This window comes from Mesorhizobium sp. AA22 (assembly GCF_001672375.2).
GTDB classification, from domain to species: domain Bacteria; phylum Pseudomonadota; class Alphaproteobacteria; order Rhizobiales; family Rhizobiaceae; genus Mesorhizobium; species Mesorhizobium wenxiniae.
The window spans coordinates 699,541-724,765 of record NZ_CP048406.1; the positions used below are offsets into that span (position 1 = coordinate 699,541).

Sequence of the window (25,225 nt, forward strand, 5' to 3'; positions counted from 1 at the left end):
CTCAGATTGTAGCGTTCAATTGTTCCCGTAATGTTCTTGCCTTTGCCCGAAATCTGTGGTTGTCTCCAGTAACGCCGTTCGCGGCATGATCGCATGGGCTTCGGGCGAGCCCATGTCCGGGGGCTGAAAAAATGGTTGCGCGGGTCCGTACGGTCGCTTTCCAGGGCATCGAGGCCGTGCCGGTCGACGTGCAGGTGATGATCGCACCGGGCAAGGTCAACATGCACATCGTCGGTCTCGGCGACAAGGCGGTGGCCGAGAGCCGGGAGCGGGTGCAGGCGGCGCTGCATTCGTCGGGCCTGTCAATGCCGTCGAAGAAGGTCACGGTCAATCTGGCGCCGGCCGACCTGCCCAAGGAAGGCAGCCATTACGATTTGCCGATCGCGCTCGGCCTGATGGCGGCACTGGGGGCCATTCCGGGCGACATGCTGGCCGGCTATGTCGTGCTTGGCGAGCTGTCGCTCGACGGCACCATCGCCGCGGTGGCCGGCGCGCTGCCGGCGGCGATCGGCGCCAATGCCGAAGGCAAGGGCTTGATCTGTCCTTTCGCCTGCGGGCCGGAAGCGGCGTGGGCCGGCAAGGATTTCGACATTCTGGCGCCGCGCAGCCTGATCGCCATCGCCAATCATTTTCGCGGCACGCAGGTACTGTCACGGCCGGAGGCCGGCATCCATGCCGCGGCGCGTGACCTGCCGGATCTGGCCGACATCAAGGGCCAGGAGACCGCCAAGCGGGCACTCGAAGTGGCGGCGGCCGGCGGTCACAATCTGCTGATGGTCGGACCGCCGGGTTCGGGAAAATCGATGCTGGCGCAGCGGCTGCCGTCGATCCTGCCGCCGCTGGCGCCGAGGGAATTGCTCGAAGTCTCGATGATCGCGTCGGTGGCCGGCGAACTCGGCGAAGGCAAGCTGACCGACCGGCGGCCGTTCCGCGCCCCGCACCATTCGGCCTCGATGGCGGCGATGGTCGGCGGCGGCCTGCGGGTGCGGCCGGGCGAGGCGTCGCTTGCCCATCACGGCGTGCTGTTCCTCGACGAGTTTCCCGAATTCTCGCCGCAGGCGCTCGACGCGCTGCGCCAGCCGCTGGAGACCGGCGACTGCATGATCGCCCGCGCCAACCATCGGGTCACCTATCCGGCGCGCATCCAGCTGGTTGCGGCGATGAACCCGTGCCGCTGCGGCATGGCCGGCGAGCCGGGCTATCGCTGCCTGCGCGGCGACCGTTGCCGCACCGACTATCAGGCGCGCATTTCCGGCCCGCTGCTCGACCGCATCGATCTCCGGATCGAGGTGCCGGCGGTCTCGGCCAGCGATCTGATCCGACCGGACCGGGCAGAGAAGAGTGCCGCTGTGGCGCTGCGCGTCGCACGCGCCCGGACAATCCAGCGCGAGCGTTTCGAGCGGCTCGGCGCGACCACTGCCACCACCAACGCGCATTGCTCGCCCTCGGTCATCGAGGAGATCGCGATGCCGGATGCATCAGGCCTGTCGCTGCTCAGGGACGCCAGCGAAAAACTCGGCTTTTCCGCGCGCGCCTACCACCGGGTGCTGAAAGTGGCGCGAACGCTGGCCGATCTCGAGGCCAGCGAGACGGTCGGCCGCATCCATCTGGCTGAGGCGATTTCCTACCGCATGAGCTCGGAGCGAATGGCGCAGGCGGCGTAGAGTGCAATGTTCGGCGCCGGAAAGCTTGCCCGCCGAGCAGCCAGCAAGCCTATACATCGGTTCTGGGCTGCCGGGTCATCTCAAGGAGCTCGACGCGGAGTTGCTACCTGTCGGGAAGAACCATCGTCGCCAGGTCGGCCAACCAGACGCCGTCGGCCGCCAGCCTGACGATTTGCGTGGCGCATGTCGCCATCGGTTGCGAGGTGCCGCCGCTCGAAGCGGGCCGGGAACCAGCTGACCCACAATACGCGCGGATCGGCGTCGGTCAGCCTGCGGGCCGGAAGCGGCCCGGGCCGGCAAGGTATTCCACATTCCGGTGCTATGCAGCCTGACCGCAATCGCCAGTCATTTCCGCGACAACTACTTAACCGGGATCATGAGATGTGCGTAGGGAGTGCCCGCCCACATCACATATGGCCTGGACGTGTCAGGTTTGGGGTCAGCCGGATAGCCCTGCATCATGTCCGTTGCGTTGACGATCATCACGTGCGGTCCAGTCTCCACCCAATTGTTGCCTTCCTCAGGCTTCGTCGCATAAGGATCGGTGTTGCTGCCGTCGGTGCCACCGGCCAGCATATACATGAAGCCGACTTTGCCCTTGGGCGGTTCCTTTTTTCCCATCCACGCCATCGCCCATTCCATCGAGTTGGCGTCGCCACACATTGGATCCGGGCCAGGCGTGGCCGGATTGTCCGGCATGCACCAGAAGCCGTTTGTGCCCTCGCGCAGCTTGCGCATTACGCCCTTCTCATCCATGGCGTGGATCGTAGCGCTGCTTGCTACAGCCGGGGGTGCGGCGGATTCAGCGCTCTTGATCATCGCAGCGTCGTCGGCGGCTGCGCCTTGCATCGCAAACAAACTGCCCGCCGCCAAAAGGGCGGCGACCGTCAGAAGCCGTTTCATGGCCATTCTCCGGTTTTTTGAGTTGATCTTGTGCATGATGTCGGACGCACGGCCTCCCAGTGCCGTTTGTCGGTGGTTAAATCGTAGCAGATCGCAGGCACCGGGACAACGGCGCCTTAGCGTCTACTAATATATGCCTACAACGTGCCTTCGGCCTGAGCACGGATAGGCGCACAATTTCTGCCCCACCTGGAAACATCCGAATGAGGTTAACCGTCAGTGGCGCATCTCAAACATGCAGCACGGGACGATCTTCTATTTCGCGCCTCGTATCTTGAGACTGCGCCTTTGCACCGGCGGCCTGCTATCCAGCCCTTTCCTTCGCCTTCAGCTCCAGCCGCCGTGCATGCAGCACCGGCTCGGTGTAGCCGTTGGGCTGGACTCGGCCCTTGAAGACAAGGTCGCAGGCGGCGAGGAAGGCGATGGACCTGTCGAAGTCGGGCGCCATCGGCCGGTAGAGCGGATCGCCTGCGTTCTGGTGGTCGACGACGCCAGCCATGCGCTTCATCGTCTCCATCACCTGGTCTGAGGTGCACACGCCATGGTGCAGCCAGTTGGCGATATGCTGCGAGGAGATACGCAGCGTGGCGCGATCCTCCATCAGGCCAACGTCATTGATGTCAGGCACTTTCGAGCAGCCGACGCCTTGGTCGATCCAACGAACGACATAGCCCAGAATGCCTTGCGCGTTGTTGTCGATCTCCTTCTGGATTTCTTCTTGAGACCAGTTCGGCCGCGCCGCGACCGGCACGGACAGGATGTCGTCGAGCTTTGCCTTGGGCCGACTTTTCAGCGCCACTTGGACGGCAGGGACATCGACCTTGTGGTAGTGGGTGGCGTGCAGCGTCGCAGCCGTCGGCGACGGCACCCAGGCGGTGCTGGCGCCGGCCTTGGGGTGGGCGATCTTTTCCGCCAGCATCGCCGCCATAAGATCGGGCATCGCCCACATGCCTTTACCGATCTGGGCGTGGCCGGCCAGCCCACATTCCAGCCCGGTATCGACGTTCCAGGCTTCATAGGCGGCAATCCAGGCGGCCTGCTTCATGTCGCCCTTGCGGATCATTGGGCCGGCTTCCATCGAGGTGTGGATCTCGTCGCCGGTGCGGTCGAGGAAGCCGGTGTTGATGAAGACGACGCGGTCTTTGGCGGCGCGGATCGCCTCCTTGAGGTTGACCGTGGTGCGGCGCTCCTCGTCCATGATGCCCATCTTGATGGTATTTTCGGCCATGCCGAGCAGGGCTTCGACGCGGCCAAAGATCTCGACGGCGAAGGCGACTTCCTCCGGCCCGTGCATCTTGGGCTTTACGATATACATCGAGCCCGCGCGGGAATTGGCGCGGCGGCCGTTCGGCCCGACATCGTGCAGCGCGATCAGCGCCGTCATGGCCGCATCCATGATGCCTTCCGGCACCTCGTTGCCGTCGCGGTCAGAGATCGCCGGATTGGTCATGAGATGACCGACATTCCTGACCAGCATCAGCGAGCGGCCGGGCAGGGTCAGCGTGGCGCCATCAGGCGCGGTATACGAGCGGTCGGGATTGAGTTTTCGCGTAAAGGTCTTGCCGACCTTGGTGATCTCCTCGGCAAGGTCGCCCTTCATCAGGCCGAGCCAGTTGCGGTAGACCACGACCTTGTCCTGCGCATCGACCGCGGCGACCGAATCCTCGCAGTCCTGGATGGTGGTCAGCGCCGATTCCAGCACGACGTCGGCAATGCCGGCCGGATCAGTCTTGCCGATCTGGTTGCTGCGGTCGATTGATATCTCGATATGCAAGCCATTCCTGGTGAGCAGGACGGCCTCGGGATTGGCGGCGTCGCCGCGATAGCCGGCAAACTGTTTGGGGTCGGCGAGCGTGGTGGCGCCGGCGCCCTCGCCCAGCCGCAACATGCCGTTGGCAACCGAAAGCCCGTTCACCCCAGCCCATTTGCCTGTCGTCAGCGGCACCGACTCATCGAGGAAACTTTTCGCCCAGGCGATGACTTTTGCGCCCCGGGCGGGATTAAACCGCCCGCCCTTCTCGGCGCCACCGGTCTCGGGAATGGCATCGGTGCCGTAGAGCGCATCGTAGAGCGAGCCCCAGCGCGCATTGGCGGCATTCAGCGCGTAGCGCGCATTCATCACCGGGACCACCAATTGCGGCCCGGCGACCACCGAAATCTCCGGGTCGACATTTTCGGTCGCGACGGAGAAGGCCGGCCCTTCCGGCACGAGATAGCCGATCTCCTTGAGGAAATCCTTGTAGGCTTCCATGTCGCTGGGCGCGCCATTGTCGCGATACCAGCGGTCGATCTGGTCCTGCAGGGCGTCGCGCTTTTCGAGCAGCGCCCGGTTCTTCGGCGAAAGATCGTGCACGATGGCCGCAAAGCCGGTCCAGAACGCGTTGGCTGCAATGCCGGTGCCCCGCAGCGCCTCGTTCACGACGAAATCATAAAGCTCGCGGGCAATCCTCAATCCGGCGATTTCGACGCGATCGGTCATCGGAGGTTCTCCAGACGAAAGGCTTTGCGCGCTTTGGCATGTCAGGGTGGCAGGGTCAATTCAGCTTAGGGTGAAGGAGGATATTTTACGCTGTTTCAAGACCTGGGTTCCTCGCCCCCGCAGGGCGGGGGAGAGGTGGCCGCGAAGCGGCCGGAGAGGGGGCTTTCGTAAGGCGCAGTCCCCCTCTCCGTCTCGGCTTCGCCGAGCCACCTCTCCCCCATTTTGTGGGGGCGAGGAACCCAAGCTGGAGTGATGCCGCGATTCACAGCTCGCCTCTGGCCTGTCGCGCTCAAACCGCAATCCTTGGCCTGCCGGACGCCACCGCCACGACAAGCGCCTCGATGAACATGCGCTGACCCTCGACGGTGGAGACGCAGAATTCGCTGGCGATTTCGATCTCGGCGCTATCGGTGCCGGCGTCCCTGGCCCGCCCGGCGGCTATCGCCCGCACATCGGTCTCCGCGGCGGCGATTGCCGCCGCCTCGTCGACAAAATCGCGCACGGTTTCGCCTGACGCGACGCGAAACAGCCCCTCCTTGGGCTGGCTGACCCGCGCTTCCGCCGAAACCCTGACCTGGCCGACTACGGCGCCGAGCGCGTTGGCGACGTCGGTATCCTCGGGTACCACGCAGCCATTGCCGACCAGCTCGGCCAGGCCGGCATAGTGCAGCGGCGCCGAGGCGCCGAGGCCGATCACCGGACGGTCGAGCGCGACGCTGAGCCGTGCGATGCCGGGATGCGCGTCGACGGCGCGCTGCACCAGCGCGTGCGCCACGGTCGCGGCGCCGTCCAGCCCGTCCTCGGCAAAGGCGGTTTCGAGGATGTATTCCGCCGACCAGCGCGTCAGCGTCAGCAGCACCCGCTCGGAGATCGCCTCTGGCGTCGCGGCGACGAACTGCCCGCGGCCGTCGCGCTTGCGGGTGAACAGTTCGGCGCCGAGCCTCGCGGTGGCGGCATCCCAGTTGGCCTGCTTGCCCAGCACATGGGCGGCGTCCGACGGCGTGAAGCCCGAAATATGCACCAGGCCGCGCGACACCAGCCGGTTCAAGGTGGCGTTCTGGGCGTTCGAGGTGAGCAGCCTGTCGAGGGCGAGCGGCACGCTGCCGATCGCCTCGTACAGCCTCGCTTCCGGAGCGGTGAGGCCGGCTGCGAGCCGCTCCGGCACGCCGGTGCGCACGGCGAAGCGGCCATCCATGCGGCCGGGGTTCGGCGCCCGCAGTTGGCGCTCCAATTCTGAGGTGACGGCTTCGCCATGCACCATGCCGGCCAGCGCTAGCGGCACCAGGCGGCGCGGGCCGAGCAGGATTCTTGGGCTGAGCACGCCATCCTCTAGCGCCACTTCGGAATCGCCACCGAGCCCAAAAGTGCGCATGGCGACCGCCTCGACCATGGTGCGGAAACCGCCGACGGTGGCGCCTTCCGGATCGAGCCTGGGACGGCCCTGGTCGAGCACGGCGACATCAGAGGTTGTGCCGCCGATGTCGGAGACGACAGCATTGTCGAGGCCGGTCATGTGGCGGGCGCCGACCAGGCTGGCGGCCGGGCCTGAAAGAATCGTCTCGATCGGCCGCTGGCGGGCAAAGGCGGCCGAGACCAGGGCGCCGTCGCCGCGCACCACCATCAAGGGGGCGGCGATGCCGCGCGCGGCAAGAAAACCTTCGGTCGCCGCGACCAGCCGGTCGATCATCGAGATCAGCCGGGCGTTGAGCAGCGTCGTCAGCGCCCGGCGCGGGCCGCCGAGCTTGGCCGACAACTCGTGGCTGGCGGTGACCGGCAGGCCGGTTTTTTCGCGGATGAGGTCGCGAGCGGCGAGCTCATGCGCCGGATTGCGGGTGGCGAAATAGGCGCAGACGGCAAAGCCGGACACCGAGGCAGCGAGTTCCGGCAGTGCCGCCTCCAGCCCGGACAGGTCGAGCTTTGCCGCATTGCCGTGGACATCATGGCCACCGGGGCAGAACACCACCGGGTCGCTGCCGAGTGCCGCCTTCAGCCCGTCGCGGGCAAGATCGCCTTCGGAAAAGCCGATCATCACCAGCGCCACGCGGCCGCCCTGGCCCTCGACCAGCGCGTTGGTGGCAAGCGTCGTCGACATCGACACCAGTTTTATCGCTGCAGGGTCGGTGCCGGCTTTCTGCAGCACCGCGTCGACCGCGCCTGATATGCCGACGGCCAGATCATGGCGGGTGGTCAGCGCCTTGGCCTTGGCCAGCACTTTGCCGTTAGGGCCACCGGCTTCCGACCACAGCACGGCATCGGTATAGGTGCCGCCGGTGTCGATGCCGAGGAACAGGGGTTTGGTCTTGGCGGTCATTGGCGGGTCCGGAGATTTTGCGTTCCCGCCCCTTAGCCGATACGGGCCGGCGGATAAAGGCGGGAGAGGTGGGCCAACAGGAGATGACCGTGGTGACGGCCAATCTCCCCCAAGTGGGGGAGATGTCCGGCAGGACAGAGGGGGGCGCTGTCCCGCCGGCCTCGCCGTGGTCACATCCGCTCCGGCCGTTCATTCAGACGCACGCCCTAGGCCAGCCGCAATCACAATATGCTGGCAGACATTGTCGATGTCGGGGATGATGTCGTCATTCCAGAAGCGCAGGACAGTCCAGCCATCCTGTTCCAGACGCAATGTCCTTGCCGCGTCGCCGGCAACAGCATCGCCTTGCCCATGCTGGGAGCCGTCAACCTCGACGATCAGTTTCTTCTCCGAACAAGCGAAGTCGACAATGTAACCGGCAATCGGAAATTGTCGGCGGAAGCCAAGCCCCATCAACCGGTGCGCACGAAGCTCGTTCCAGAGCTTCACCTCGGCTGATGTGCGCATCGATCTGGCGTTCGCGCGATGTTTGGAGGCAGTGGCGTGTGAGGCATTGTGCTGCTGAAATTAGCGCTCTACGGCGCCCCCCTCTGTCCTGCCGGACATCTCCCCCACGAGGGGGGAGATCGAATGTCACGCATGCTTTCGCAAATTTTCAACGCTGCAAAAGAGAACGCCAACGGCGAAACCGCCAATCTCCCCCCTCGTGGGGGAGATGCCCGGCAGGGCAGAGGGGGGCGCGAAGGAACGCCAACCTCGGCGACTACCCCACGAACCCGACCCTTTTATGCGAGCCATCGCAGAACGGCTTGTTGGCCGAGTGGCCGCAGCGGCAGAGGAAGGTGCGTGTCGTGCGGTCGACCGTGTGGCCGGTGCCGGTGACGATCTCGACATTGCCCTCGAGCTTGAGCGGGCCGTTGGTGGTCGGCGTCACCGTCAGCGGCCCGTCTCTCGCCTCCAGCGCCGGCGTGTCCTTCAGCGCCGGCTCGCCGGTGGCGGCGAAGCCCGATTTCAGATGGCTATTATCGCAGAACGGCTTGTTCTCCGACGCGCCACAGCGGCAGAGCGTGGCGCGGAAGAACGTCTCCGCACCGAACACGATCTCGGCATGCAGCGCCAGCGGGCCGTTTTCCCTGAGCCGCACGGTGTTGACCACCGGCGGCTGTTCCTGTGGGCCGCCATCCTTCCTGACATAGGTGATGGCGCCCGACGGGCAGCTCTCGGCAATTGCGACGATCTTCTCGACGCTGGCCGCCTCGGGGTGGATCCACTGGCCGGGTGCATTGGGCACGAAGACATGCGGGTCGCCCAGCACGCAGTTGCGCGAATGGATGCAGCGCCGGCCGGAAAAGCCGACATCGATCTTCTCGCCCTCGACCACTGCCATGCGGTGTCTCCTGTTCGTGTCAGGCTAGGGCGGCCGTGCGGACCGCGTCAAGCCGTGAAGGGTGCGCCCTATCTCCCCTTTTTGGGTGCAGGCGGCCGAGCGAATAATCTCCCCCCTTGAGGGGGAGATGGCCGGCAGGCCAGAGGGGGTTGGTCCGACCGGGTTCCGCTTGATACGTGCTTCACGCGAGGCCCTGTCGCCTCCGGCGACATCTTCCCCTCAAGGGGGGATAAAGGCGCGTCAACCGTCGATCGCCACATGCGGCGCCAGCCGCCGGATCGCCGCGATCATGTCCTGCCCCTGGACGTCGAGCGAGGAGATTTCCATGTGCACGATGTTTTTGCCGAAGGGCAGCATCCGGCTGAGCGCATTGACGGCCGAGTATTTGATTTCGTCGGGCGGTTCCCCGGTCAGCTCGAAATTGAGCATCGCCGCACCCTTGCCGCCGGAGGCGAGCCGCACGCTCAGCACGTTCTGCCAGGGCACCAGCACGTCGCCGGCGCGAGCATCGCGGAAGCCGCGCTGATCCAGGGTGACCTTGACCGATGTGTCGAAGGCGCCGCGCGCGATGAAGAAGCCGAGCGCCAGGCAACCGAGCGCCAGAAGCACGATCACCAGCACCCACCCGCCAGCCGCGCCCGCCGCCAGCCCCTGCAGCGCGCCGAAAGCGAAGATCGCGCCGATCAGGAACGGCCCGATGGCCGGGAAGATCTTGCCCGTCGCGCTGTTGCGGATTTCGAGCGGCGTAGACATTTTTTCCCGCTCACCGTTCGGGCTTCAGCAAGGTCCAGATCCAGCCGATGAAGGTGAGGACCAGGAAGGGATAGCCGGCGGCGGGCAAAGGCGACGAGGTCGGCAGCAAAGGCGCACCCCAGAGGATCATTCCGGCCGACACGATGAACAGAATGGCGGCCACAATAGCGGTGAGCCGCATCCACAGGGCAAAAGTGCTCGGCGCGCTGATCATGACGAGCGCTGCCGCCCAGAGCGAGATGCCGCCGACATAGGAGGGAACGCTGGCCTCAAGGCTCGCCGCATTGCCGGCCAGCAGCAGGCTCTCGCCGGCGAGGAATGTCAGGAACCCGGCCGCGACGCAGTCATTGCCCAGCCGCTGATATTTCATCGTCAAAAGCGCCGGCGTCACGACGAGCGCGACGCCGTCGATCGTCCACAGTGTTTCGCGGAGCTCGGCGCTCGCCACGAAGGTGCCGGCAAGGCCGAATGCGCCGCCGATGGCGAAATCCGGAGTGGAGCGCATGTCATGTCTCCCCAAGCCGAGAGGATAGCGCAGGGCGGGGCGTCCTCCAACGGATAAGCAATGGCCGCTACGCAGTTAAATGCTTCCGATGGCGCCATTGCGAATTTTAAGCGACGGAGCCCGACGGCAGCACAAATTTTATTCAGAATGGCTACAGCGGCTTTGCCAGGGGCGGCGATGGGCCTGTGTTTTTCAGCATGGAAAGCGTCTAATGGGCCCCGAAGACCAAGCAGCTCCAACGTGCGAATATGCTATTGTATGTTCCCGGGGAATCCGCGACACCGAGGCCATCCAGTCAGCGTCATCGGATGAGTTCCAAGGCTCTGGTGATGTCGGTTAGGTAGCGCCCTCTCAATCCCCCATCTTCAGCGCCTGGATAAACGCTTCCTGGGGGATATCGACCTTGCCGAACTGGCGCATCCGCTTCTTGCCCTCTTTCTGCTTGTCGAGCAGCTTGCGCTTGCGCGAGACGTCGCCGCCGTAGCATTTGGCGGTGACGTCCTTGCGCAGCGCCGAAATCGTTTCGCGGGCGATGACCTTGCCGCCGATGGCCGCCTGGATCGGGATCTTGAACAGATGGTGCGGGATCAGCTCCTTCAGCTTCTCGCACATCTGCCGGCCGCGCTTTTCCGCCGCCGTGCGGTGTACCAGCATCGACAGCGCGTCGACCGGCTCCTCATTGACCAAGATCGACATTTTCACCAGGTCGCCCTCGCGGTAGTCGGTCAGGTGATAGTCGAAGGAGGCGTAGCCCTTGGAAATCGATTTTAGGCGATCATAAAAGTCGAAGACGACCTCGTTGAGCGGCAGGTCGTAGGTCAGCATGGCGCGCTTGCCGACATAGGACAGGTCGGCCTGGATGCCGCGCCGGTCCTGGCAGAGTTTCAGGATCCCGCCGAGATACTCGTCCGGCGTCAGGATCGTGGCGCGGATCCACGGCTCCTCGATGGCCTGGATTTTGACCACGTCGGGCATGTCGGCCGGGTTGTGCAATTCTTTCGTCGTGCCGTCGTTCAACAGCAGCCTGTAGACGACCGACGGCGCGGTGGCGATGAGGTCGAGGTTGAACTCGCGCTCCAGCCGCTCCTGGATGATTTCGAGGTGCAAAAGGCCAAGGAAGCCGCAGCGATAGCCGAAGCCGAGCGCGGCGCTGGTTTCCATTTCGTATGAGAAAGACGCATCGTTGAGGCGCAGTTTGCCAACCGCGGCGCGCAGGTCCTCGAAATCGGCGGCGTCGACCGGGAACAGGCCGCAGAACACCACCGGCTGCGCCGGCTTGAAGCCGGGCAAAGCGTGCGCCGTCTGGCGCTTGTCCTCGGTGATGGTGTCGCCGACGCGAGTGTCGGCGACTTCCTTGATCGAGCCGGTGAAGAAGCCGAACTCGCCGGGGCCGAGCTCGTCGACGTTGATGCGGGCAGGGGTGAAGACGCCGGTGCGCTCGACCAGGTACTTGGCGCCGGTGCCCATCATGCGGATGGTCTGGCCCTTCTTCAGCACGCCGTCGATGACGCGGACCAGCACGATGACGCCGAGATACGCGTCGTACCAGCTGTCGACCAGCATCGCCTTCAGCGGTGCCGCGATGTCGCCCTCGCGCGGTGGCGGCAAATCGTTGACGATCGCCTCCAGCACGTCGGGAATGCCGAGCCCGGTCTTGGCCGAGATCAGCACGGCGTTGGAGGCGTCGATGCCGATCACCTCCTCGACCTGCTCGCGGATACGCTCGGGCTCGGCCGCCGGCAGGTCGACCTTGTTCAGCACCACGACGATCTCGTGGTTGTTGTCGATGGCCTGGTAGACATTGGCCAGCGTCTGCGCCTCGACCCCTTGAGAGGCGTCGACGACCAGCAGCGAGCCCTCGCAGGCGGCGAGCGACCGCGACACTTCGTAGGCGAAGTCGACATGGCCGGGCGTGTCGATCAAATTGAGGATATAGTCCTCGCCATTGTTGGCGCGGTATTTCAACCGCACGGTCTGCGCCTTGATGGTGATGCCGCGCTCACGCTCGATATCCATCGAGTCCAGCACCTGCTCCTTCATGTCGCGCAGCTCCAGCCCGCCGGTCAGCTGGATCAGCCGGTCGGCAAGCGTGGATTTGCCATGGTCGATATGGGCGACGATGGAGAAATTGCGGATGTTCTTGATCGGCGTGGTCATGATGGGGCGGCTTTAGCAGGGGCAGCTTGCCCGGGCAAGCGGCCGGGCGTGCGGCCAAAGCAATCACTGAGGTTTGCGCGCTGCGGGGGGCGCAACACCGTTAAGCTTTGATCCACCGGATTAGTGCATAGTTCGCGCCCTGCGTGACAGGCAACGACCTGTCACCGTTTGGGGGGCCAAGCAATGCCACAATCTGGACATCATTTTCTCAATTCCGAGAGCGGCTCCCTCGCGCCGATACTCGCCATCATGCTTATCCCGATGTGTGCCGCTCTGGGCTTTTCAATCGACTACAACTCAGCCGTTGCGACCAAGGGATCGATGCAGAATGCGCTCGATGCCGCGACCCTGTCGATCACTACGCTGCCAACCAGCACGTCACTGGCGGACCGTCAGGTGAAACTGCAGGAGTCATTTACGGCCAATAGCGGGCAAGGCACCGCCAAGCTCGACAGCTTCGTCGTCGCTGCCGACGGCACCGCCAGCATCAATGCTTCGGCCAGCTTTGCCATGCCGACGAACTTCATGCAGATCGCCCACGTCGACACGGTGCAGATCGGCGTCGCGTCGGCGGTGCGCAAGAGGCCGGCGCTGGTGCAGACCACGTTCAAGGTCAACAAGGTATCGGGCCATTGGAACAAGACGATGACGCTCTACGGCACGAAATTCGGCGAGACGGCGGTCAACCCGTTGATGAAGATCAGCTATGTCTACAACAACTTTGGTGATCCGAAAGGCTACGGCACGTCGACAGTGTATACGGTGAATGGATCGACGAGCACGAAGGTCCAGGAACAAAAATGCACGACCAAGACGGTGCTCAACTTCAACAACCTGCCTACCGGGGCGATCACCCAGACGAGCGGCACCAAAAAATACCTGACCACCTGCACCAACACCATGTACCCCTCGAACGGCGCCGGCGCGGTGATCGACGTCAGCCTGATGGATGTGCTGTATCTGCAGATGGATGTGCCATCGGCCCAATTAACCAAGCTCAAGTCGAACGACGCAAACACATCGAACCGGTTGTACATCGACGGCGTTGAAGTCGCGAACGGCAAACTGGTTGACATCTTCACCGCCGTGCCGTGCGGCCAACCCAGCCAGCAGGCCTGGGAAGATGGCGGCAATCCCGTACCGGCTCCGGTGTCCAACGCCGACTTCTTCTACACCGTGACAGGCAAATGCGACTTCAACCAGCGGCCTTCGCAAACAGTGCTTACGCAATAGGCTGGACAGGTCGCGTCCAGAGAGGACGCGCATTCGCATACATCTCATTTCAACGCCGTCCGGTCGCCACGGGCGGCGTTTTTGTTGCGGGCGACGGTGGCGAGTTCGAAGCGCGCGGAGGTGACACTGCCTTCTCCCTTGTGGGTGAAGGCAAGAACGATCACGAAGCGGTGATGGCTGTAACGAAGGCCCAGGCGGCGGCGAAGAACCGATGTGATCGCCAGTCCGGCGCGCCACCACCCTGGGAGACGACCATGACCAACCGCCTGACCTTGCCGGCACTTGCCTTCGCGCTTTGCTCGACGGCGCTTTTTGCCGCCGGCATTGCCCGCGCCGAAGATGCGATGAAGCCGGCCGATGCGATGGCGACTGACGCCATGAAACCAGCGACCGAAGCGATGAAGCCCGCGGATCCGATGGCGGCCGAAAAGATGAAGGACTGCATGGACAAGGCTGCCGTGGAAACCGACGCGATGAAAAAGGACCCGGCGACCAAGACCTGCAACGAAATGGGGACGGCCAAGTAAGCCGCGTCCGGAACGGAGCGCGGCCGATGCACGCGCCGCACGGCAATGTGAAACCGCGACGGACCTATCTGTCGTATAGTCTTAAACTCATGCATGGGAGATCAGAGATGACCGGCATTGAAAAACCCGCCGCGAAACGATTGACGAACTTCGCCAGGGGCGCGCTCGCGGCGCTGATGCTTGCGGCGGCCGGCGCCACCTTGTGGCAGACGCCGGCAATCTCGGCCGAGAAGGCGGTGGTGATCCCACCGCCGGCGATGGACGAAAAACCCGCCGCCGGCACCGCCAAGGCGATCTTCGCCGGCGGCTGTTTCTGGGGTGTGCAGGGCGTGTTCCAGCACGTCAAGGGCGTGACCAGCGCCGTGTCCGGCTATGCCGGAGGCGACAAGGACACCGCCGTCTACGAGACGGTCGGCACCGGCCGCACCGGGCACGCCGAAGCCGTCGAGATCACCTACGAGCCGTCAGAAGTGACCTACGGCCAGTTGCTGCAAGTGTATTTCTCGGTCGCGCACAACCCGACGCAGCTGAACTATCAGGGTCCGGACCGCGGCCCACAATACCGTTCTACGATCTTTGCCGAAAGCGACGCCCAGAAGAAGATCGCCGAGAGCTACATCGCCCAGCTCGACAAGGCCAAGGTGTTTCCGGGGCCGATCGTGACCACGCTGGAGACCGGGAAACCCTTCTATCCGGCCGAGGACTATCACCAGGATTTTTTGACGCTGAACCCGACCTACCCCTATATCGTCTACAACGACCTGCCCAAAATCGAGAATTTGAAGACGCTATTCCCAGACCTTTACAGCGAAAAACCGGTGCTGGTGCTGGCCGCCAACAAGAGCTGATCTTTTGAGCAAAACCAATTGGTCGCCAGGGCAAGGCAACAGGCATGCCAAACCATCGAAATCGGCTTGAATCGGGCTTTCTCAATGGGATCGGGGAAGGCTTTCTTCACGACCCAATGCCGCTCGACTGGCAGGCCGCCTAAATATTGTGCAGTGCGGCGGTCGCCTGTCAGTCGTAGGTCAGATCCGTCGCCTTGCCGCCGAACACGCGGTAGGCATAAAACGAATAGAAAATGATGACCGGCAGCACGACCACCGTGCCGGCCAGGATTATGGCGAGGCTTTCAGGCGCGGACGCCGCCTGCCAGATGGTCAGCCTGTCGGGCACGACGAAGGGATAGAACGACCAGGCGAGCCCGGCAAAGCCCAGCGTGAAGATGGCGGCCAGTGTCAAGAACGGCGTCAGCGCGTGGCGGTCGTCTGCTTTAGGCAGGTGGAAGGTCTGCCGCCACAGCCAGGCGAACAGCACCGCCGACAGGATCGGCAGCGGCGACAAATAGAGCATGGCGGGCCAGACGAACCATTTGTCGAAGATGCGTGGACTGGCGAGCGGCGTGGCCAGCGAGACGGCGACCATGCCGAGCGCGGTCAGCACCAGCGCCCGGCGCAGCCATAGCACCGCCTTCTTCTGCAATTCGCCTTCCGTCTTGTAGATAACCCAGGCCGCGCCCATCGCCGCATAGGCGGCGGCAAGGCAGAACGCCACCAGAGCGCCGAAGGCCATGCCGCTGAGGCCGACATCCAGTCCCAGAACATAAATCCCCAGCATGTAGCCCTGCGCCAGCGAGGCGATGACCGAGCCCAGGAAGAAGATGCGGTTCCAGCGATGCTTCCGGCCGGCCGGTACCTTGGCACGGAAATCGAAGGCAACGCCGCGCAGGATCAGGCCGACAAGGAGCAGGAAGACCGGAATGTAGAGCGCGGTGAGGATGGTGCCGTGCGCCAGCGGGAAGGCAACCAGCAGCAGGCCGACCGCCAGCACCAGCCAGGTCTCGTTGGCGTCCCAGAACGGGCCTATTGCCGCAATCATCGTGTCCTGCTCGGCGTCTTCAGCGGCCGCGAACAGGATGCCGATGCCGAGATCGAAGCCGTCGAGGATAACGTAGATCAGGATGGCAAGGCCCATCAGGCCGGCGAAGATGAGGGGGAGCAATGTCGGCCAGTCGAGGGTCATCACCGTTCTCCCTATTTTGCCGCCGGTTGCGACAGCGCCGCATCGAGAACGCCCGGCAGCGGCGAGGTATCGCCGTCCTTCGCCGCCTTCAGCGCCAGATAGACCAGCACGCCGAGATAGGCGATCAGAAGCAGCGCGTAGAGGATGAGATAGACCGCAAGCGAGAGCGCGACCTGGCTGCCGGCGACCGGGCCGACCGCATCGAGGGTCTTGAGCACACCGGTGACCAGCCAGGGCTGGCGGCCGATCTCGGTGGTGTACCAGCCGGCCAGCGTCGCCAGCCAGCCGGACAGCGCCATCGGCACCATAACCAGGGCCAGCGGTTTCGGCAGGGTGTGGCGGCGCTTAAGGAAAAAGGCGGCCGACCAGGAGACGACGAGCATCAGGACTCCAGTGCCGACCATGATGCGAAAAGCCCAGAACACCGGGAAGACCGGCGGATGGTTGCCGGCATAGTCGTTCAGCCCCGGCACGACGCCACTGGCGCTGTGCCTGAGGATGAGGCTGGCGCCGTCGGGGATGGCGACTTCGAATTTGTTCTCCCTTGCCGCCTCGTCGGGAAGCGCGAAAAGGACCAGCGGCACATTGGGGCCGGTGTTCCAGTTGGCCTCCATGGCGGCGATCTTCTGCGGCTGATGCTCGAGCGTGTTGAGGCCATGCTGGTCGCCGGCGAAGATCTGGATGGGGATCAGGATCGCCGCGGTGAAGACACCGGTGCGCAAGGCCTTCCACATCGATTCCGAGCGGTCGCCATAGAGATAACGCAGCGCCGACAGGCCAGCGATCAGGAACGAAACCGTCAGGCCGGAGGCAAGCAGCATGTGGACGAGCCGGTAGGGCATCGACGGGTTGAAGACGATCGCCCACCAGTCGGTTGCGTGCGCTACGCCGTTGCGCATCTCAAAGCCGACCGGCGTCTGCATCCAGGAATTGAGCGCGATGATCCAGAAGGCCGACAGGGTGGTGCCGCCGGCCACCAGCACGGTTGCCAGCGTGTGGGTGCGGTTGGAGACGCGGCGGAAGCCGAATAGCATGATGCCGAGGAACGCCGCCTCGAGGAAGAAGGCGGTGAGTATCTCATAGGCGAGCAGCGGGCCGGCTATGTTGCCGACGGTCTCCATGTAACCCGGCCAGTTGGTGCCGAACTGGAAGCTCATGGTGACGCCCGAAACCACGCCCATGGCAAAGGACAGCGCGAACACCTTCACCCAGGTGAAATAGGCGCGCATCCAGGCGGTATCGCCTGTGGCGTTGTAGCGAAGCTTGAAGAACAGCAGCATCCAGCCAAGCGCGATGGTGATAGCCGGAAACAGGATATGGAACGAGATGTTCGCGCCGAATTGAATGCGCGAAAGGATGAGCGGGTCCATGGTGGGCTCCGGCTGCTGCTTGTGTCGCAGAAGATAGGCCGGATGCGCTAAACGGTCAAAGCGGCGTGGCGTCACGCGAGGCGGAACGCCGCAGGACTGCGGCAGCGGTGGATGCGTCTTCGCATGCCGATGTCCAGAACTGTCAGGAGTGCCATTGACTTCCGGCTGCGCGCACCGACATTCAGCGGATTGAACCAACAGTTCTCCTTTCAAGCAGCCGTTTTTTTCAGCCATGCCATCGATCATTTCCATTTCCGGGGTCACCAAGACCTACGCCACCGGTTTCAAGGCGCTGAAGGAGATCAACCTCGACATCGAGCGTGGCGAGATCTTTGCGCTGCTCGGGCCGAACGGCGCCGGCAAGACGACGCTGATCTCGATCGTCTGCGGTATCGTCAACCGCTCGTCGGGCACGGTCACCGTCGACGGCTACGATATCGGCCGGGATTATCGCGCCGCGCGCAGCCTCATCGGGCTGGTGCCGCAGGAACTGACCATCGACGCGTTCGAGACCGTATGGGCGACTGTCAGTTACAGCCGCGGCCTATTCGGCAAGCCAGCCAACCCCGCCTTCGTCGAGAAAGTGCTGCGCGACCTGTCGTTGTGGGACAAGAAGGACGCCAAGGCGATCACCCTGTCCGGCGGCATGAAGCGGCGGCTGATGATCGCCAAGGCGTTGTCGCACGAACCGAGAGTGCTGTTCCTCGACGAGCCGACAGCCGGGGTCGACGTCGAGCTGCGCCAGGACATGTGGGCGATGGTGCGCCGGCTGCGCGAGGATGGCGTCACCATCATCCTGACCACACACTATATCGAGGAGGCCGAAGCGATGGCCGACCGCGTCGGCGTCATCAATCGCGGCGAAATCGTGCTGGTCGAGGACAAGGCCGAACTGATGCGCACGCTCGGCCGCAAAAGGCTGTTGCTGGAATTGCGCAGTCCGCTCGCCACCATACCCGAGACGTTTTCGCGCTACGCGCTGGAGCTTGCGCCGGACGGCAATCAACTGACTTACACCTATGACAACCAGAGCGAACGGCCGGGCGTCGCCTCGCTGCTCCGCGACCTTGAGAAGGCCGGCATCCAGTTCCGCGATATCGACACGCAAAACAGCTCGCTCGAGGAGATCTTCGTCAATCTGGTGAGGAGGGACGCATGAACCTGCGAGCAGTCTGGGCGATCTACAAGATGGAGATGGCGCGCGCCTTTCGGACCGTGCTGCAGAGCATCGTGTCGCCTGTCATCTCGACATCGCTCTATTTCGTCGTCTTCGGCTCGGCCATCGGCTCGCGCATCACCGAGATCGACGGTATCAGCTACGGCGCCTTCATTGTGCCGGGGCTGATCATGCTGTCGCTACTGACGCAGTCGATCTCCAACGCCTCCTTCGCCATCTATTTCCCGAAATTCGTCGGCTCGATCTACGAATTGCTGTCGGCGCCAGTGTCCTATCTGGAGATCATCATTGCCTACGTAGGCGGTGCGGCGACCAAGTCGATCATACTCGGCCTGATCATCCTGGCGACCGCGTCGCTGTTCGTGCCGCTGACCATCGAGCATCCGTTCTGGATGCTCTCCTTCCTGGTGCTGACGTCGGTGACCTTCAGCCTGTTCGGGTTCATCATCGGCATCTGGGCGAAGAGCTTCGAGCAGCTGCAGCTGGTGCCGCTGCTGATCATCACGCCGCTGACCTTCCTTGGCGGCAGCTTCTATTCGATCGACATGCTGCCCGGCATCTGGCGCACGGTGACGCTGTTCAACCCCGTCCTCTATCTGGTCAGCGGTTTTCGCTGGAGTTTCTACGGCAAATCCGACGTCTCGATCGGCATCAGCCTCGGCATGACCGTCGTTTTCCTGCTTATCTGCATAGCGATCGTCGCGTGGATCTTCAGGACCGGCTACCGGCTGCGGAACTGACCGGCTTACAGCACGCTGAGCCGTGGGCTAGGCCGGCATCCCTTGAAAGATTGCCCTGGACGGCGGTCGAATAGGCGAGCGAGAAATCGCCATGCCGGCGGACCAGCGCCAGGCGCTCGACATGGGTCAGCTCCTGCCGGGTGACCTTGGGCGCGGCGCCCTGGAGCAGGCGGTCGAAACAATTGCGCAAGGAGGGCATGGTCGAGATTCCGCGTGCCGCGCTTCGGGATAACCCGCAAGCCCGCGGGCTTCGAATCATTGGTGGCAGCGAGAATTGAACGGAAGCCGTTGGCAATTGGGAATAAATTGGCAAGTGGGCATGAAAAAGGAGGGGCTTCGGTCGAGCCAAAACCCCTCCTTCACGATTTACCAGCGTGGACCTGGGAGCGCGATGATCTTTAGACCGCGATCTTGCCACCGCCCTGTTTGGTGATGGCGACGACCGACGGCCGCACCGGCATATCGGGCTTGAAGTCGGGCCAGCGGGTCGACGGGTCCTCGTAGTAAGAGGGACGGCCAAAAGCCTCCCAGTCTTCGCCGCCATCGGCCGGATGCTGAACCGCGACGAAGGCGGTCTGGTCGTCGGGCGTGAATAGCGGGCCGCACATTTCGGCGCCGATCGGCACGCGGAAGAACAGCTTTGATGTCGCCCGCGCCTCGCCTTCGGTGTCGACCGCCCACAGGCCATCGGTGCGGCCGGTCGCCTTCGGGCCCTGGCCATCGGTAGCGACCCAAAGCCGGCCGGCTGAATCGAAGGCGCAATTATCCGGCATGCCGAACCAGCCATTGGCGGTGGTTGCGGTCGAGAAGGTGGCGCCGACTTCTGCCACCGAGGGATCGCCGCATTTCAACAGCACTTCCCATTTGCCCTTGCTGGCAGTGAAATCGCCACCGTCCTCGACGATCTCGATCATGTGGCCGAAAGCGTTTTCGGCGCGTGGGTTGGCGGCATCGACCTGGTCCGTCTTGCGTTTAGAATTGTTGGTCAACATGACGTAGACTTTGCCAGTCGTCGGATTCGGCTGGATATCCTCGGGGCGGTCCATCTTGGTGGCCCCGAGCAGATCGGCGGCACGGCGCGTCTCGATGAGCACGTCGGCCTGGCTGGCAAAGCCGTTCTCCGCCGTCAGCGGGCCCTGGCCGAAGACGATGGGCAGCCATTCGATCGAGCCGTCCTCGGCGAATTTGGCGACATAGAGCGTGCCGTCGTCGAGGAGATCCATGTTGGCGGCGCGGTCCTCGGCGTTGAATTTGCCGGCCGTGACGAATTTGTAGACATAGTCGAAGCGTTCGTCGTCGCCGAGATAGAAGACGACGCGGCCGTCCTTGGCGACGATCGATTCAGCGCCCTCATGTTTGAAGCGGCCCATGGCGGTGCGCTTCCTTGGCACCGAGATCGGATCGTTGACGTCGACCTCGACAATCCAGCCGAAGCGATTCGGCTCGTTCGGCTCCTTGCCGATGTCGAAGCGGTCGTAATGCGCCGCCCACTCATAGGCGCCTTCGGGAATTCCCAGGCGCTTGTAGTTGGCGGCTTCCTTGTGGCCTTCCTGCAGCTCGCCCGAGAAATAGCCGTGTATGTTTTCCTCGGCCATGACGTAGGTGCCCCAGGGCGTGACGCCGCCGGCGCAGTTGTTGACGGTGCCGAAGACCCTCGTGCCGGTCGGGTCGGCACTGGTCTTGACCCGGTCGTGGCCGGCGACCGGGCCGGACAGTGCCATCTCGGTGTTGGAGGTGATGCGGCGATTGAGCTTGCCGTCGCGCACCACCTGCCATTTGCCTGATGCCTTGCGGATTTCGACTATGGTGCCGCCATGCGCGGCCATCTCGATATCGACCTGTTCCTTGCTCAGCGGCGCCTGCTTGGCCTCGCCCTCGACGATGGTGACGAGGCCCGGAAACATCAGATGCGGGTTGGTGTATTCGTGGTTGACCACCAGCAGGCCATGCTCGGCCGAGCCGTCGAGCGGGATGAAGCCGACATAGTCGTTGTTGTAGCCGAACTGTCTTTCCTGGGCTTGCGCCGACTGTTTTGTCGGATCGAATTCCGGCGAATCGGCAAACAGCGGATCGCCCCAGCGCAACAGCACGTCGGCGTCGTAGCCGGCGGCGACATGGTGCTTGTCGTCGACGCCCGCCTCGACCTCGTCGAAGCTGAAGGCCGATCCGCCGGCGGCGCGGGCATCGTCGGCGAGGATCAGCGCCAGCGGGCTGACGGTGGCGGCGATGGCGGTTGCCGCAAGCGATCCCTGCAGGAAACCACGGCGCGAGAAACGTGCGGCGATGATCTCGCCCATTGTCTGGTTGTCGGTGGGATTGGTTCCTGGCCCATCGTTTTCCTCGAGCAGGCTGGTGCGGAAATGGGTGTCGGGAGAGCGATGTTCTGTCATGGCTTGCCTCTGGCTTTCTTTGGGATGGCTTGAGCGTGCTGCTTGACTGACCGCGTATCGTCGGCAGATCACAGTTTGATGACGTTGCCGGCCAATATCCAGCCCCGATTTCGTGTCCATGATCAGCCTCGCTTGACCGCGACCGGCGCTTCGGAAACAAGATCAGCGGCAGGGCGCGGAAGGACCGCGTCAGAGGGACAAAAAGTGAGTTTCTGGGGACTGGGGCAGCTCGGCATTTCGACGGTGATCTTCCTGCTGGCAGCGACGGCGGCCAAGCAATGGGGACTGGCGCCGAGCTTCGGCAAGATCGTTTTGACTTTGGCGCTGTATTCGGCGGGCAATCTGATCATGCTGAGGCTGATCCGTGAATTCGGCATGTCGGTGTCGTTCAGCCTGTCGGCGGTGATCCAGCTGGTGTCGGTGAACGTGGTGGCACTGGTGTTCTTCGGCGAGCGCGTCAATGCGTTGCAGGCGACCGGCATCGTGCTCGCCATCGCAGCGGTGGCACTGATCACGCTCGGGCCCTATCTGCAAAGGCCGTAACAGCGAGGGCCGATGAAGAATACCGCAAGCAAGCTGCTCAACAGAATCGAATTCCCGGTGCTGCTCGCCGGACTGGTCATCGCCTGCGGACTGTGGGGGTTTGAGGAACTGATGGAGGTGGCGCGAGACACTACGCCGCACGCCTTCGATACGGAAATCCTGCTCGCCTTCCGTGAAGCGGGCCAGCCCGACAATCCGATCGGACCGCTATGGCTGGAAGGGGCGATGCGCGACATCACCAGCCTCGGCAGCGCCAGCGTGCTCGTGTTGATCACGGCCGCCGTGATCGTCTATCTGCTGCTGATCCACAGGCCGGGACCAGCGTTTCTCGTCCTCGTCGCAGTGGCGGGCGGGCAGGCCCTGTCGAGCACGCTGAAGCTCGGAATCGACCGGCCGCGCCCCGATCTGGTTTCGCATCTCGCCGACGTGGCATCGCTTTCGTTTCCGAGCGGCCACGCGATGCTGTCGGCGGTGACATATTTGACGCTGGGCAGCATGGCGTCGCGCTTCCTGCCTGGGCGAACGACGAAGATTTACGTGCTGTCGCTGGCTGTGCTGACGACCCTGCTGGTCGGCATCAGCCGCGTCTATCTCGGCGTTCATTGGCCATCCGACGTGCTGGCCGGCTGGTGCGCCGGCTTCGCCTGGGCGATGCTGTGCTGGCTGGCCGCATGGGCGCTACAGCGATGGCGCGGGCAGAGCGACGGCGGCTGAACCGGCCGTTCAGAACGACGCTGCGCTAATTCTCCTCGAAGTTGCGGCACTGGGGCCTGCTGTCCCAGCTGGCGCGCAGGCTCTGCAGGACGCAAACGGTCTGGTGTGCATGTGTGACATATGCGTCATGATGCTTGAACCATCACAATGATGGTATTATACATGGACCTGCAGACTCAGACGGGGGTTTAGCCGATGATCACTGCCGCGCAGATGCGCGCCGCGAGGGCGCTGGCCGGCATCGATCAGAAGACGCTCGCCGAGCGCGCCGGGGTTTCGCTTCCCACCATTCAGCGTATGGAAGCGAGCGACGGCGTCGTCAGGGGCGTGGTCGACACGCTGATGAAGGTCATCCAGGCTCTCGATGAGGCCGGCGTGGAACTGATCGGCGAGAACCAGGCCAGCGAGCGCGGCGGCAGGGGCGTGCGCCTCAAGCCGATCGTGCCGAAGAACCCGCCAGGCTGAGCCCGCAAAGTCGCGACGGCGACCGCCGACAGTCCTGCCGACGATCCCGCCGCCTCCTTGGTTTTTATGCATGTCGTTGCCCCAAAACCGCTGTGCACTTTTGGGCGACATGCATCAGGAGCGGAAGGCAGTCTATGGATCAAATCCGGCGGACAATTCATCAACCGGCGCGGCCGACATTCTCCGAATTGTTCACGCCGAAGCTGGTGACGGTGCTGCGCGAGGGTTACACATCAGAGCATTTCAGGATCGATGCCATCGCTGGGCTGACCGTGGCCATCGTCGCGCTTCCGCTGTCGATGGCGATCGCGATCGCATCGGGCGTGACGCCGGAGCGCGGGCTCTACACCTCCATCATCGGCGGCTTCCTCATCTCGGCGCTCGGCGGCAGCCGCTTCCAGATCGGCGGGCCGGCCGGCGCCTTCATCGTGCTGGTGGCGGCAACGGTGGCGCGGGTCGGTGTTGACGGGTTGCTGCTGGCGACGATGATGGCCGGCGTCTTCCTGCTCGCCATCGGCTATCTCAGGCTTGGCACCTACATCAAGTTCATTCCCTATCCGGTGACCGTCGGCTTCACCGCCGGCATCGCAATCATCATCTTCTCCGGCCAGATCGTCGAGCTGTTCGGGCTGAAGCTTGCCGGCAAGGAACCTGGACCGCTGGTGCCGAAGCTGATGGCGATCGGCGAGGCGGCCGGCACGATCAATCTCGCCGCCACCTTCGTGGCCGTACTGACCATCCTCGCCATTGCCCTGATGAAGCGGTGGCGACCGAAATGGCCAGCCATGCTGATCGCAATAGGTCTGGCTTCGCTTGTCGTAGCGCTGTTGTCCCTGCCTGCCGAAACGATCGGCACGCGCTTCGGCGGCATCCCGCGCAGCCTGCAAATGCCGGCCTTTCCGCCAATCAGCTTCGCCAGGGTGATCGACGTCCTGCCGGACGCCATAGCCTTTGCGCTGCTCGGCGCGATCGAATCGCTGTTGTCGGCCGTTGTCGCCGACGGCATGACAGGAAGGCGGCACCGCTCCAATTGCGAACTCGTGGCGCAGGGCTTTGCCAACATCGCGTCCGCCCTGTTCGGCGGCATCTGCACCACCGGCACCATCGCCCGCACGGCGACCAATGTGCGGGCCGGCGCGCATGGACCGGTTTCGGGCATGATCCACTCGGCCATCCTGCTTTCTCTGATACTGGTGGCGGCACCGCTGGCCAGCTACATCCCGCTGGCGGCACTGGCCGGCGTGCTGGCAGTGGTGTGCTGGAACATGTTCGAAAAGCAGGCCTTCCTCACATTGCTGCGGGCTTCGCGTGGCGACGCGCTGGTGCTGCTGGCGACCTTCCTGATCGTCATCTTCCGTGACCTCACCGAAGGCATCGTCGTCGGTTTCGCCCTGGGCTCGATCCTGTTCATCGACCGCATGGCCAAGAGCATCGCCGTCGAGGCCGATCCGTCACTTGTGCAGGAGGATGTCGCCGACCAGGCCAGCGCCTACGATGCCAGCGAGGCCAGCGATGCCGACACCGTCGTTTACAGGATTTCGGGCGCCTTCTTCTTCGGCGCCGCCTCGACTGTCGGTGCGGTGCTCGACCGCATCGCCGACCAGCGCCGGAACTTCATCCTCGACTGCTCGGCGGTGCCGTTCTTCGATTCGACGGCGGCCAATGTCATCGAGGGCGCCGCGCACAAGGCCAGGCGCGCCGGCGTGCGCTTCATCATATCAGGCGCTTCGCCGCAGACACGTCGCATGCTGATCAACCACGGCGTCAAGCGGCCGCTGGTGACATACGCCGCCTCGATCAGGGATGCGCGGGCGCAACTGAAGGGCAAACCAGAGACGGATTAGCAACCAGGATTTGCCGGCCCGTGGCCTCCTGTTGGCACAAG

At 63.8% G+C, this 25,225-nt stretch carries 22 protein-coding genes; 10 read left to right on the plus strand and 12 right to left on the minus strand.

Annotated elements, in window-relative coordinates:
* Positions 1 to 131 precede the first annotated feature (131 nt).
* Positions 132 to 1,664 (plus strand): YifB family Mg chelatase-like AAA ATPase, encoded by a 1,533-nt coding sequence (locus A9K68_RS03325; protein ID WP_065006422.1) that lies wholly within the window; start codon positions 132 to 134, stop codon positions 1,662 to 1,664.
* 360 nt (positions 1,665 to 2,024) lie between these two features.
* Here the strand turns inward: A9K68_RS03325 and A9K68_RS03330 are convergent, their stop codons facing one another.
* From A9K68_RS03330 to lepA, 8 genes are all read right to left on the minus strand, one after another.
* Entirely contained in the window at positions 2,025 to 2,567 is a 543-nt protein-coding gene (locus A9K68_RS03330) for a hypothetical protein (RefSeq protein WP_082982159.1), read from the minus strand.
* Between the two features lie 304 nt (positions 2,568 to 2,871).
* Positions 2,872 to 5,046 carry a malate synthase G gene (locus tag A9K68_RS03335; RefSeq protein WP_065006424.1) on the minus strand — a complete coding sequence of 725 codons (2,175 nt, stop codon included), beginning with the start codon at positions 5,044 to 5,046 and terminating at the stop codon, positions 2,872 to 2,874.
* Positions 5,047 to 5,335: 289 nt separating this feature from the next.
* On the minus strand, positions 5,336 to 7,357 hold the full coding sequence (locus A9K68_RS03340) for a hydantoinase/oxoprolinase family protein (protein ID WP_065006425.1): 2,022 nt from the start codon (positions 7,355 to 7,357) through the stop codon (positions 5,336 to 5,338).
* Positions 7,358 to 7,546: 189 nt separating this feature from the next.
* Positions 7,547 to 7,864, minus strand: a complete 318-nt coding sequence (locus A9K68_RS03345) for an endonuclease domain-containing protein (RefSeq protein ID WP_065006426.1) — start codon at positions 7,862 to 7,864, stop codon at positions 7,547 to 7,549.
* Positions 7,865 to 8,120: 256 nt separating this feature from the next.
* On the minus strand, positions 8,121 to 8,744 hold the full coding sequence (locus A9K68_RS03350; RefSeq protein WP_065006427.1) for a CDGSH iron-sulfur domain-containing protein: 624 nt from the start codon (positions 8,742 to 8,744) through the stop codon (positions 8,121 to 8,123).
* A 240-nt stretch (positions 8,745 to 8,984) separates the two neighbouring features.
* The gene (locus A9K68_RS03355; protein ID WP_065006428.1) at positions 8,985 to 9,497 is read right to left on the minus strand and encodes a hypothetical protein; all 513 of its coding nucleotides are present in this window, start codon (positions 9,495 to 9,497) and stop codon (positions 8,985 to 8,987) included.
* A gap of 10 nt (positions 9,498 to 9,507) precedes the next feature.
* Positions 9,508 to 10,002: a hypothetical protein gene (locus A9K68_RS03360; protein ID WP_065006429.1), complete on the minus strand. Its 495-nt coding sequence runs from the start codon at positions 10,000 to 10,002 to the stop codon at positions 9,508 to 9,510.
* 351 nt (positions 10,003 to 10,353) lie between these two features.
* Complete coding sequence (lepA, locus tag A9K68_RS03365; RefSeq protein WP_065006430.1) at positions 10,354 to 12,159, minus strand: translation elongation factor 4; 1,806 nt, start codon at positions 12,157 to 12,159, stop codon at positions 10,354 to 10,356.
* A gap of 183 nt (positions 12,160 to 12,342) precedes the next feature.
* Here lepA and A9K68_RS03370 point away from each other — a divergent pair, with 183 nt between their 5' ends.
* The 3 genes from A9K68_RS03370 to msrA all read left to right on the plus strand — a co-directional run bounded on the left by A9K68_RS03370 (position 12,343) and on the right by msrA (position 14,767).
* Positions 12,343 to 13,392 (plus strand): TadE/TadG family type IV pilus assembly protein, encoded by a 1,050-nt coding sequence (locus A9K68_RS03370; protein ID WP_065006431.1) that lies wholly within the window; start codon positions 12,343 to 12,345, stop codon positions 13,390 to 13,392.
* 254 nt (positions 13,393 to 13,646) lie between these two features.
* Complete coding sequence (locus A9K68_RS03375; protein WP_065006545.1) at positions 13,647 to 13,919, plus strand: hypothetical protein; 273 nt, start codon at positions 13,647 to 13,649, stop codon at positions 13,917 to 13,919.
* 107 nt (positions 13,920 to 14,026) lie between these two features.
* A complete protein-coding gene (msrA, locus tag A9K68_RS03380; protein ID WP_065006432.1) occupies positions 14,027 to 14,767 on the plus strand; it encodes a peptide-methionine (S)-S-oxide reductase MsrA in 741 nt (246 codons plus the stop codon).
* Positions 14,768 to 14,936: 169 nt separating this feature from the next.
* Here msrA and A9K68_RS03385 read toward each other — a convergent pair whose 3' ends face one another.
* Together A9K68_RS03385 and A9K68_RS03390 are read right to left on the minus strand one after the other, a co-directional pair.
* Positions 14,937 to 15,941, minus strand: coding sequence for a cytochrome d ubiquinol oxidase subunit II (locus A9K68_RS03385; protein WP_065006433.1), 1,005 nt, complete (start codon positions 15,939 to 15,941; stop codon positions 14,937 to 14,939).
* Positions 15,942 to 15,952: 11 nt separating this feature from the next.
* Positions 15,953 to 17,311 carry a cytochrome ubiquinol oxidase subunit I gene (locus A9K68_RS03390; protein WP_065006546.1) on the minus strand — a complete coding sequence of 453 codons (1,359 nt, stop codon included), beginning with the start codon at positions 17,309 to 17,311 and terminating at the stop codon, positions 15,953 to 15,955.
* A gap of 232 nt (positions 17,312 to 17,543) precedes the next feature.
* Here A9K68_RS03390 and A9K68_RS03395 point away from each other — a divergent pair, with 232 nt between their 5' ends.
* Both A9K68_RS03395 and A9K68_RS03400 read left to right on the plus strand, forming a co-directional pair.
* A complete protein-coding gene (locus A9K68_RS03395) occupies positions 17,544 to 18,470 on the plus strand; it encodes an ABC transporter ATP-binding protein (protein WP_065006434.1) in 927 nt (308 codons plus the stop codon).
* Positions 18,467 to 19,228, plus strand: coding sequence for an ABC transporter permease (locus A9K68_RS03400; RefSeq protein WP_065006435.1), 762 nt, complete (start codon positions 18,467 to 18,469; stop codon positions 19,226 to 19,228). The genes A9K68_RS03395 and A9K68_RS03400 overlap by 4 nt, the downstream gene beginning before the upstream one ends.
* On the opposite strand, the gene A9K68_RS03405 is transcribed toward A9K68_RS03400, so the two are convergent.
* Both A9K68_RS03405 and A9K68_RS03410 read right to left on the minus strand, forming a co-directional pair.
* A complete protein-coding gene (locus A9K68_RS03405) occupies positions 19,200 to 19,427 on the minus strand; it encodes a hypothetical protein (RefSeq protein WP_065006436.1) in 228 nt (75 codons plus the stop codon). The two genes, A9K68_RS03400 and A9K68_RS03405, sit on opposite strands and share 29 nt — an antisense overlap.
* Before the next feature lie 199 nt (positions 19,428 to 19,626).
* Entirely contained in the window at positions 19,627 to 21,618 is a 1,992-nt protein-coding gene (locus A9K68_RS03410; RefSeq protein WP_065006437.1) for a PhoX family phosphatase, read from the minus strand.
* 204 nt (positions 21,619 to 21,822) lie between these two features.
* Here A9K68_RS03410 and A9K68_RS03415 point away from each other — a divergent pair, with 204 nt between their 5' ends.
* From A9K68_RS03415 to A9K68_RS03430, 4 genes are all read left to right on the plus strand, one after another.
* On the plus strand, positions 21,823 to 22,161 hold the full coding sequence (locus A9K68_RS03415) for a hypothetical protein (RefSeq protein WP_029347892.1): 339 nt from the start codon (positions 21,823 to 21,825) through the stop codon (positions 22,159 to 22,161).
* 12 nt (positions 22,162 to 22,173) lie between these two features.
* Positions 22,174 to 22,875 (plus strand): phosphatase PAP2 family protein, encoded by a 702-nt coding sequence (locus A9K68_RS03420; RefSeq protein ID WP_065006438.1) that lies wholly within the window; start codon positions 22,174 to 22,176, stop codon positions 22,873 to 22,875.
* Between the two features lie 195 nt (positions 22,876 to 23,070).
* A complete protein-coding gene (locus A9K68_RS03425; RefSeq protein WP_029347895.1) occupies positions 23,071 to 23,340 on the plus strand; it encodes a helix-turn-helix transcriptional regulator in 270 nt (89 codons plus the stop codon).
* Between the two features lie 134 nt (positions 23,341 to 23,474).
* Positions 23,475 to 25,184: a SulP family inorganic anion transporter gene (locus A9K68_RS03430; protein WP_065006439.1), complete on the plus strand. Its 1,710-nt coding sequence runs from the start codon at positions 23,475 to 23,477 to the stop codon at positions 25,182 to 25,184.
* Positions 25,185 to 25,225: the final 41 nt, after the last annotated feature.

What these genes read in the sequence shown, in the direction of transcription:
- A9K68_RS03355 (WP_065006428.1), bottom strand. Translation starts at nt 9,497, where the DNA reads ATGTCTACGCCGCTCGAAATCCGCAACAGCGCGACGGGCAAGATCTTC.
- A9K68_RS03410 (WP_065006437.1), bottom strand. Translation starts at nt 21,618, where the DNA reads ATGACAGAACATCGCTCTCCCGACACCCATTTCCGCACCAGCCTGCTC.
- A9K68_RS03425 (WP_029347895.1), top strand. Translation starts at nt 23,071, where the DNA reads ATGATCACTGCCGCGCAGATGCGCGCCGCGAGGGCGCTGGCCGGCATC.
- A9K68_RS03340 (WP_065006425.1), bottom strand. Translation starts at nt 7,357, where the DNA reads ATGACCGCCAAGACCAAACCCCTGTTCCTCGGCATCGACACCGGCGGC.
- A9K68_RS03420 (WP_065006438.1), top strand. Translation starts at nt 22,174, where the DNA reads ATGAAGAATACCGCAAGCAAGCTGCTCAACAGAATCGAATTCCCGGTG.
- A9K68_RS03385 (WP_065006433.1), bottom strand. Translation starts at nt 15,941, where the DNA reads ATGACCCTCGACTGGCCGACATTGCTCCCCCTCATCTTCGCCGGCCTG.
- A9K68_RS03395 (WP_065006434.1), top strand. Translation starts at nt 17,544, where the DNA reads ATGCCATCGATCATTTCCATTTCCGGGGTCACCAAGACCTACGCCACC.
- A9K68_RS03330 (WP_082982159.1), bottom strand. Translation starts at nt 2,567, where the DNA reads ATGAAACGGCTTCTGACGGTCGCCGCCCTTTTGGCGGCGGGCAGTTTG.
- A9K68_RS03360 (WP_065006429.1), bottom strand. Translation starts at nt 10,002, where the DNA reads ATGCGCTCCACTCCGGATTTCGCCATCGGCGGCGCATTCGGCCTTGCC.
- A9K68_RS03370 (WP_065006431.1), top strand. Translation starts at nt 12,343, where the DNA reads ATGCCACAATCTGGACATCATTTTCTCAATTCCGAGAGCGGCTCCCTC.
- A9K68_RS03335 (WP_065006424.1), bottom strand. Translation starts at nt 5,046, where the DNA reads ATGACCGATCGCGTCGAAATCGCCGGATTGAGGATTGCCCGCGAGCTT.
- A9K68_RS03325 (WP_065006422.1), top strand. Translation starts at nt 132, where the DNA reads ATGGTTGCGCGGGTCCGTACGGTCGCTTTCCAGGGCATCGAGGCCGTG.
- A9K68_RS03400 (WP_065006435.1), top strand. Translation starts at nt 18,467, where the DNA reads ATGAACCTGCGAGCAGTCTGGGCGATCTACAAGATGGAGATGGCGCGC.
- lepA (WP_065006430.1), bottom strand. Translation starts at nt 12,159, where the DNA reads ATGACCACGCCGATCAAGAACATCCGCAATTTCTCCATCGTCGCCCAT.
- A9K68_RS03430 (WP_065006439.1), top strand. Translation starts at nt 23,475, where the DNA reads ATGGATCAAATCCGGCGGACAATTCATCAACCGGCGCGGCCGACATTC.
- A9K68_RS03405 (WP_065006436.1), bottom strand. Translation starts at nt 19,427, where the DNA reads ATGCCCTCCTTGCGCAATTGTTTCGACCGCCTGCTCCAGGGCGCCGCG.
- msrA (WP_065006432.1), top strand. Translation starts at nt 14,027, where the DNA reads ATGACCGGCATTGAAAAACCCGCCGCGAAACGATTGACGAACTTCGCC.
- A9K68_RS03345 (WP_065006426.1), bottom strand. Translation starts at nt 7,864, where the DNA reads ATGCGCACATCAGCCGAGGTGAAGCTCTGGAACGAGCTTCGTGCGCAC.
- A9K68_RS03375 (WP_065006545.1), top strand. Translation starts at nt 13,647, where the DNA reads ATGACCAACCGCCTGACCTTGCCGGCACTTGCCTTCGCGCTTTGCTCG.
- A9K68_RS03350 (WP_065006427.1), bottom strand. Translation starts at nt 8,744, where the DNA reads ATGGCAGTGGTCGAGGGCGAGAAGATCGATGTCGGCTTTTCCGGCCGG.
- A9K68_RS03390 (WP_065006546.1), bottom strand. Translation starts at nt 17,311, where the DNA reads ATGGACCCGCTCATCCTTTCGCGCATTCAATTCGGCGCGAACATCTCG.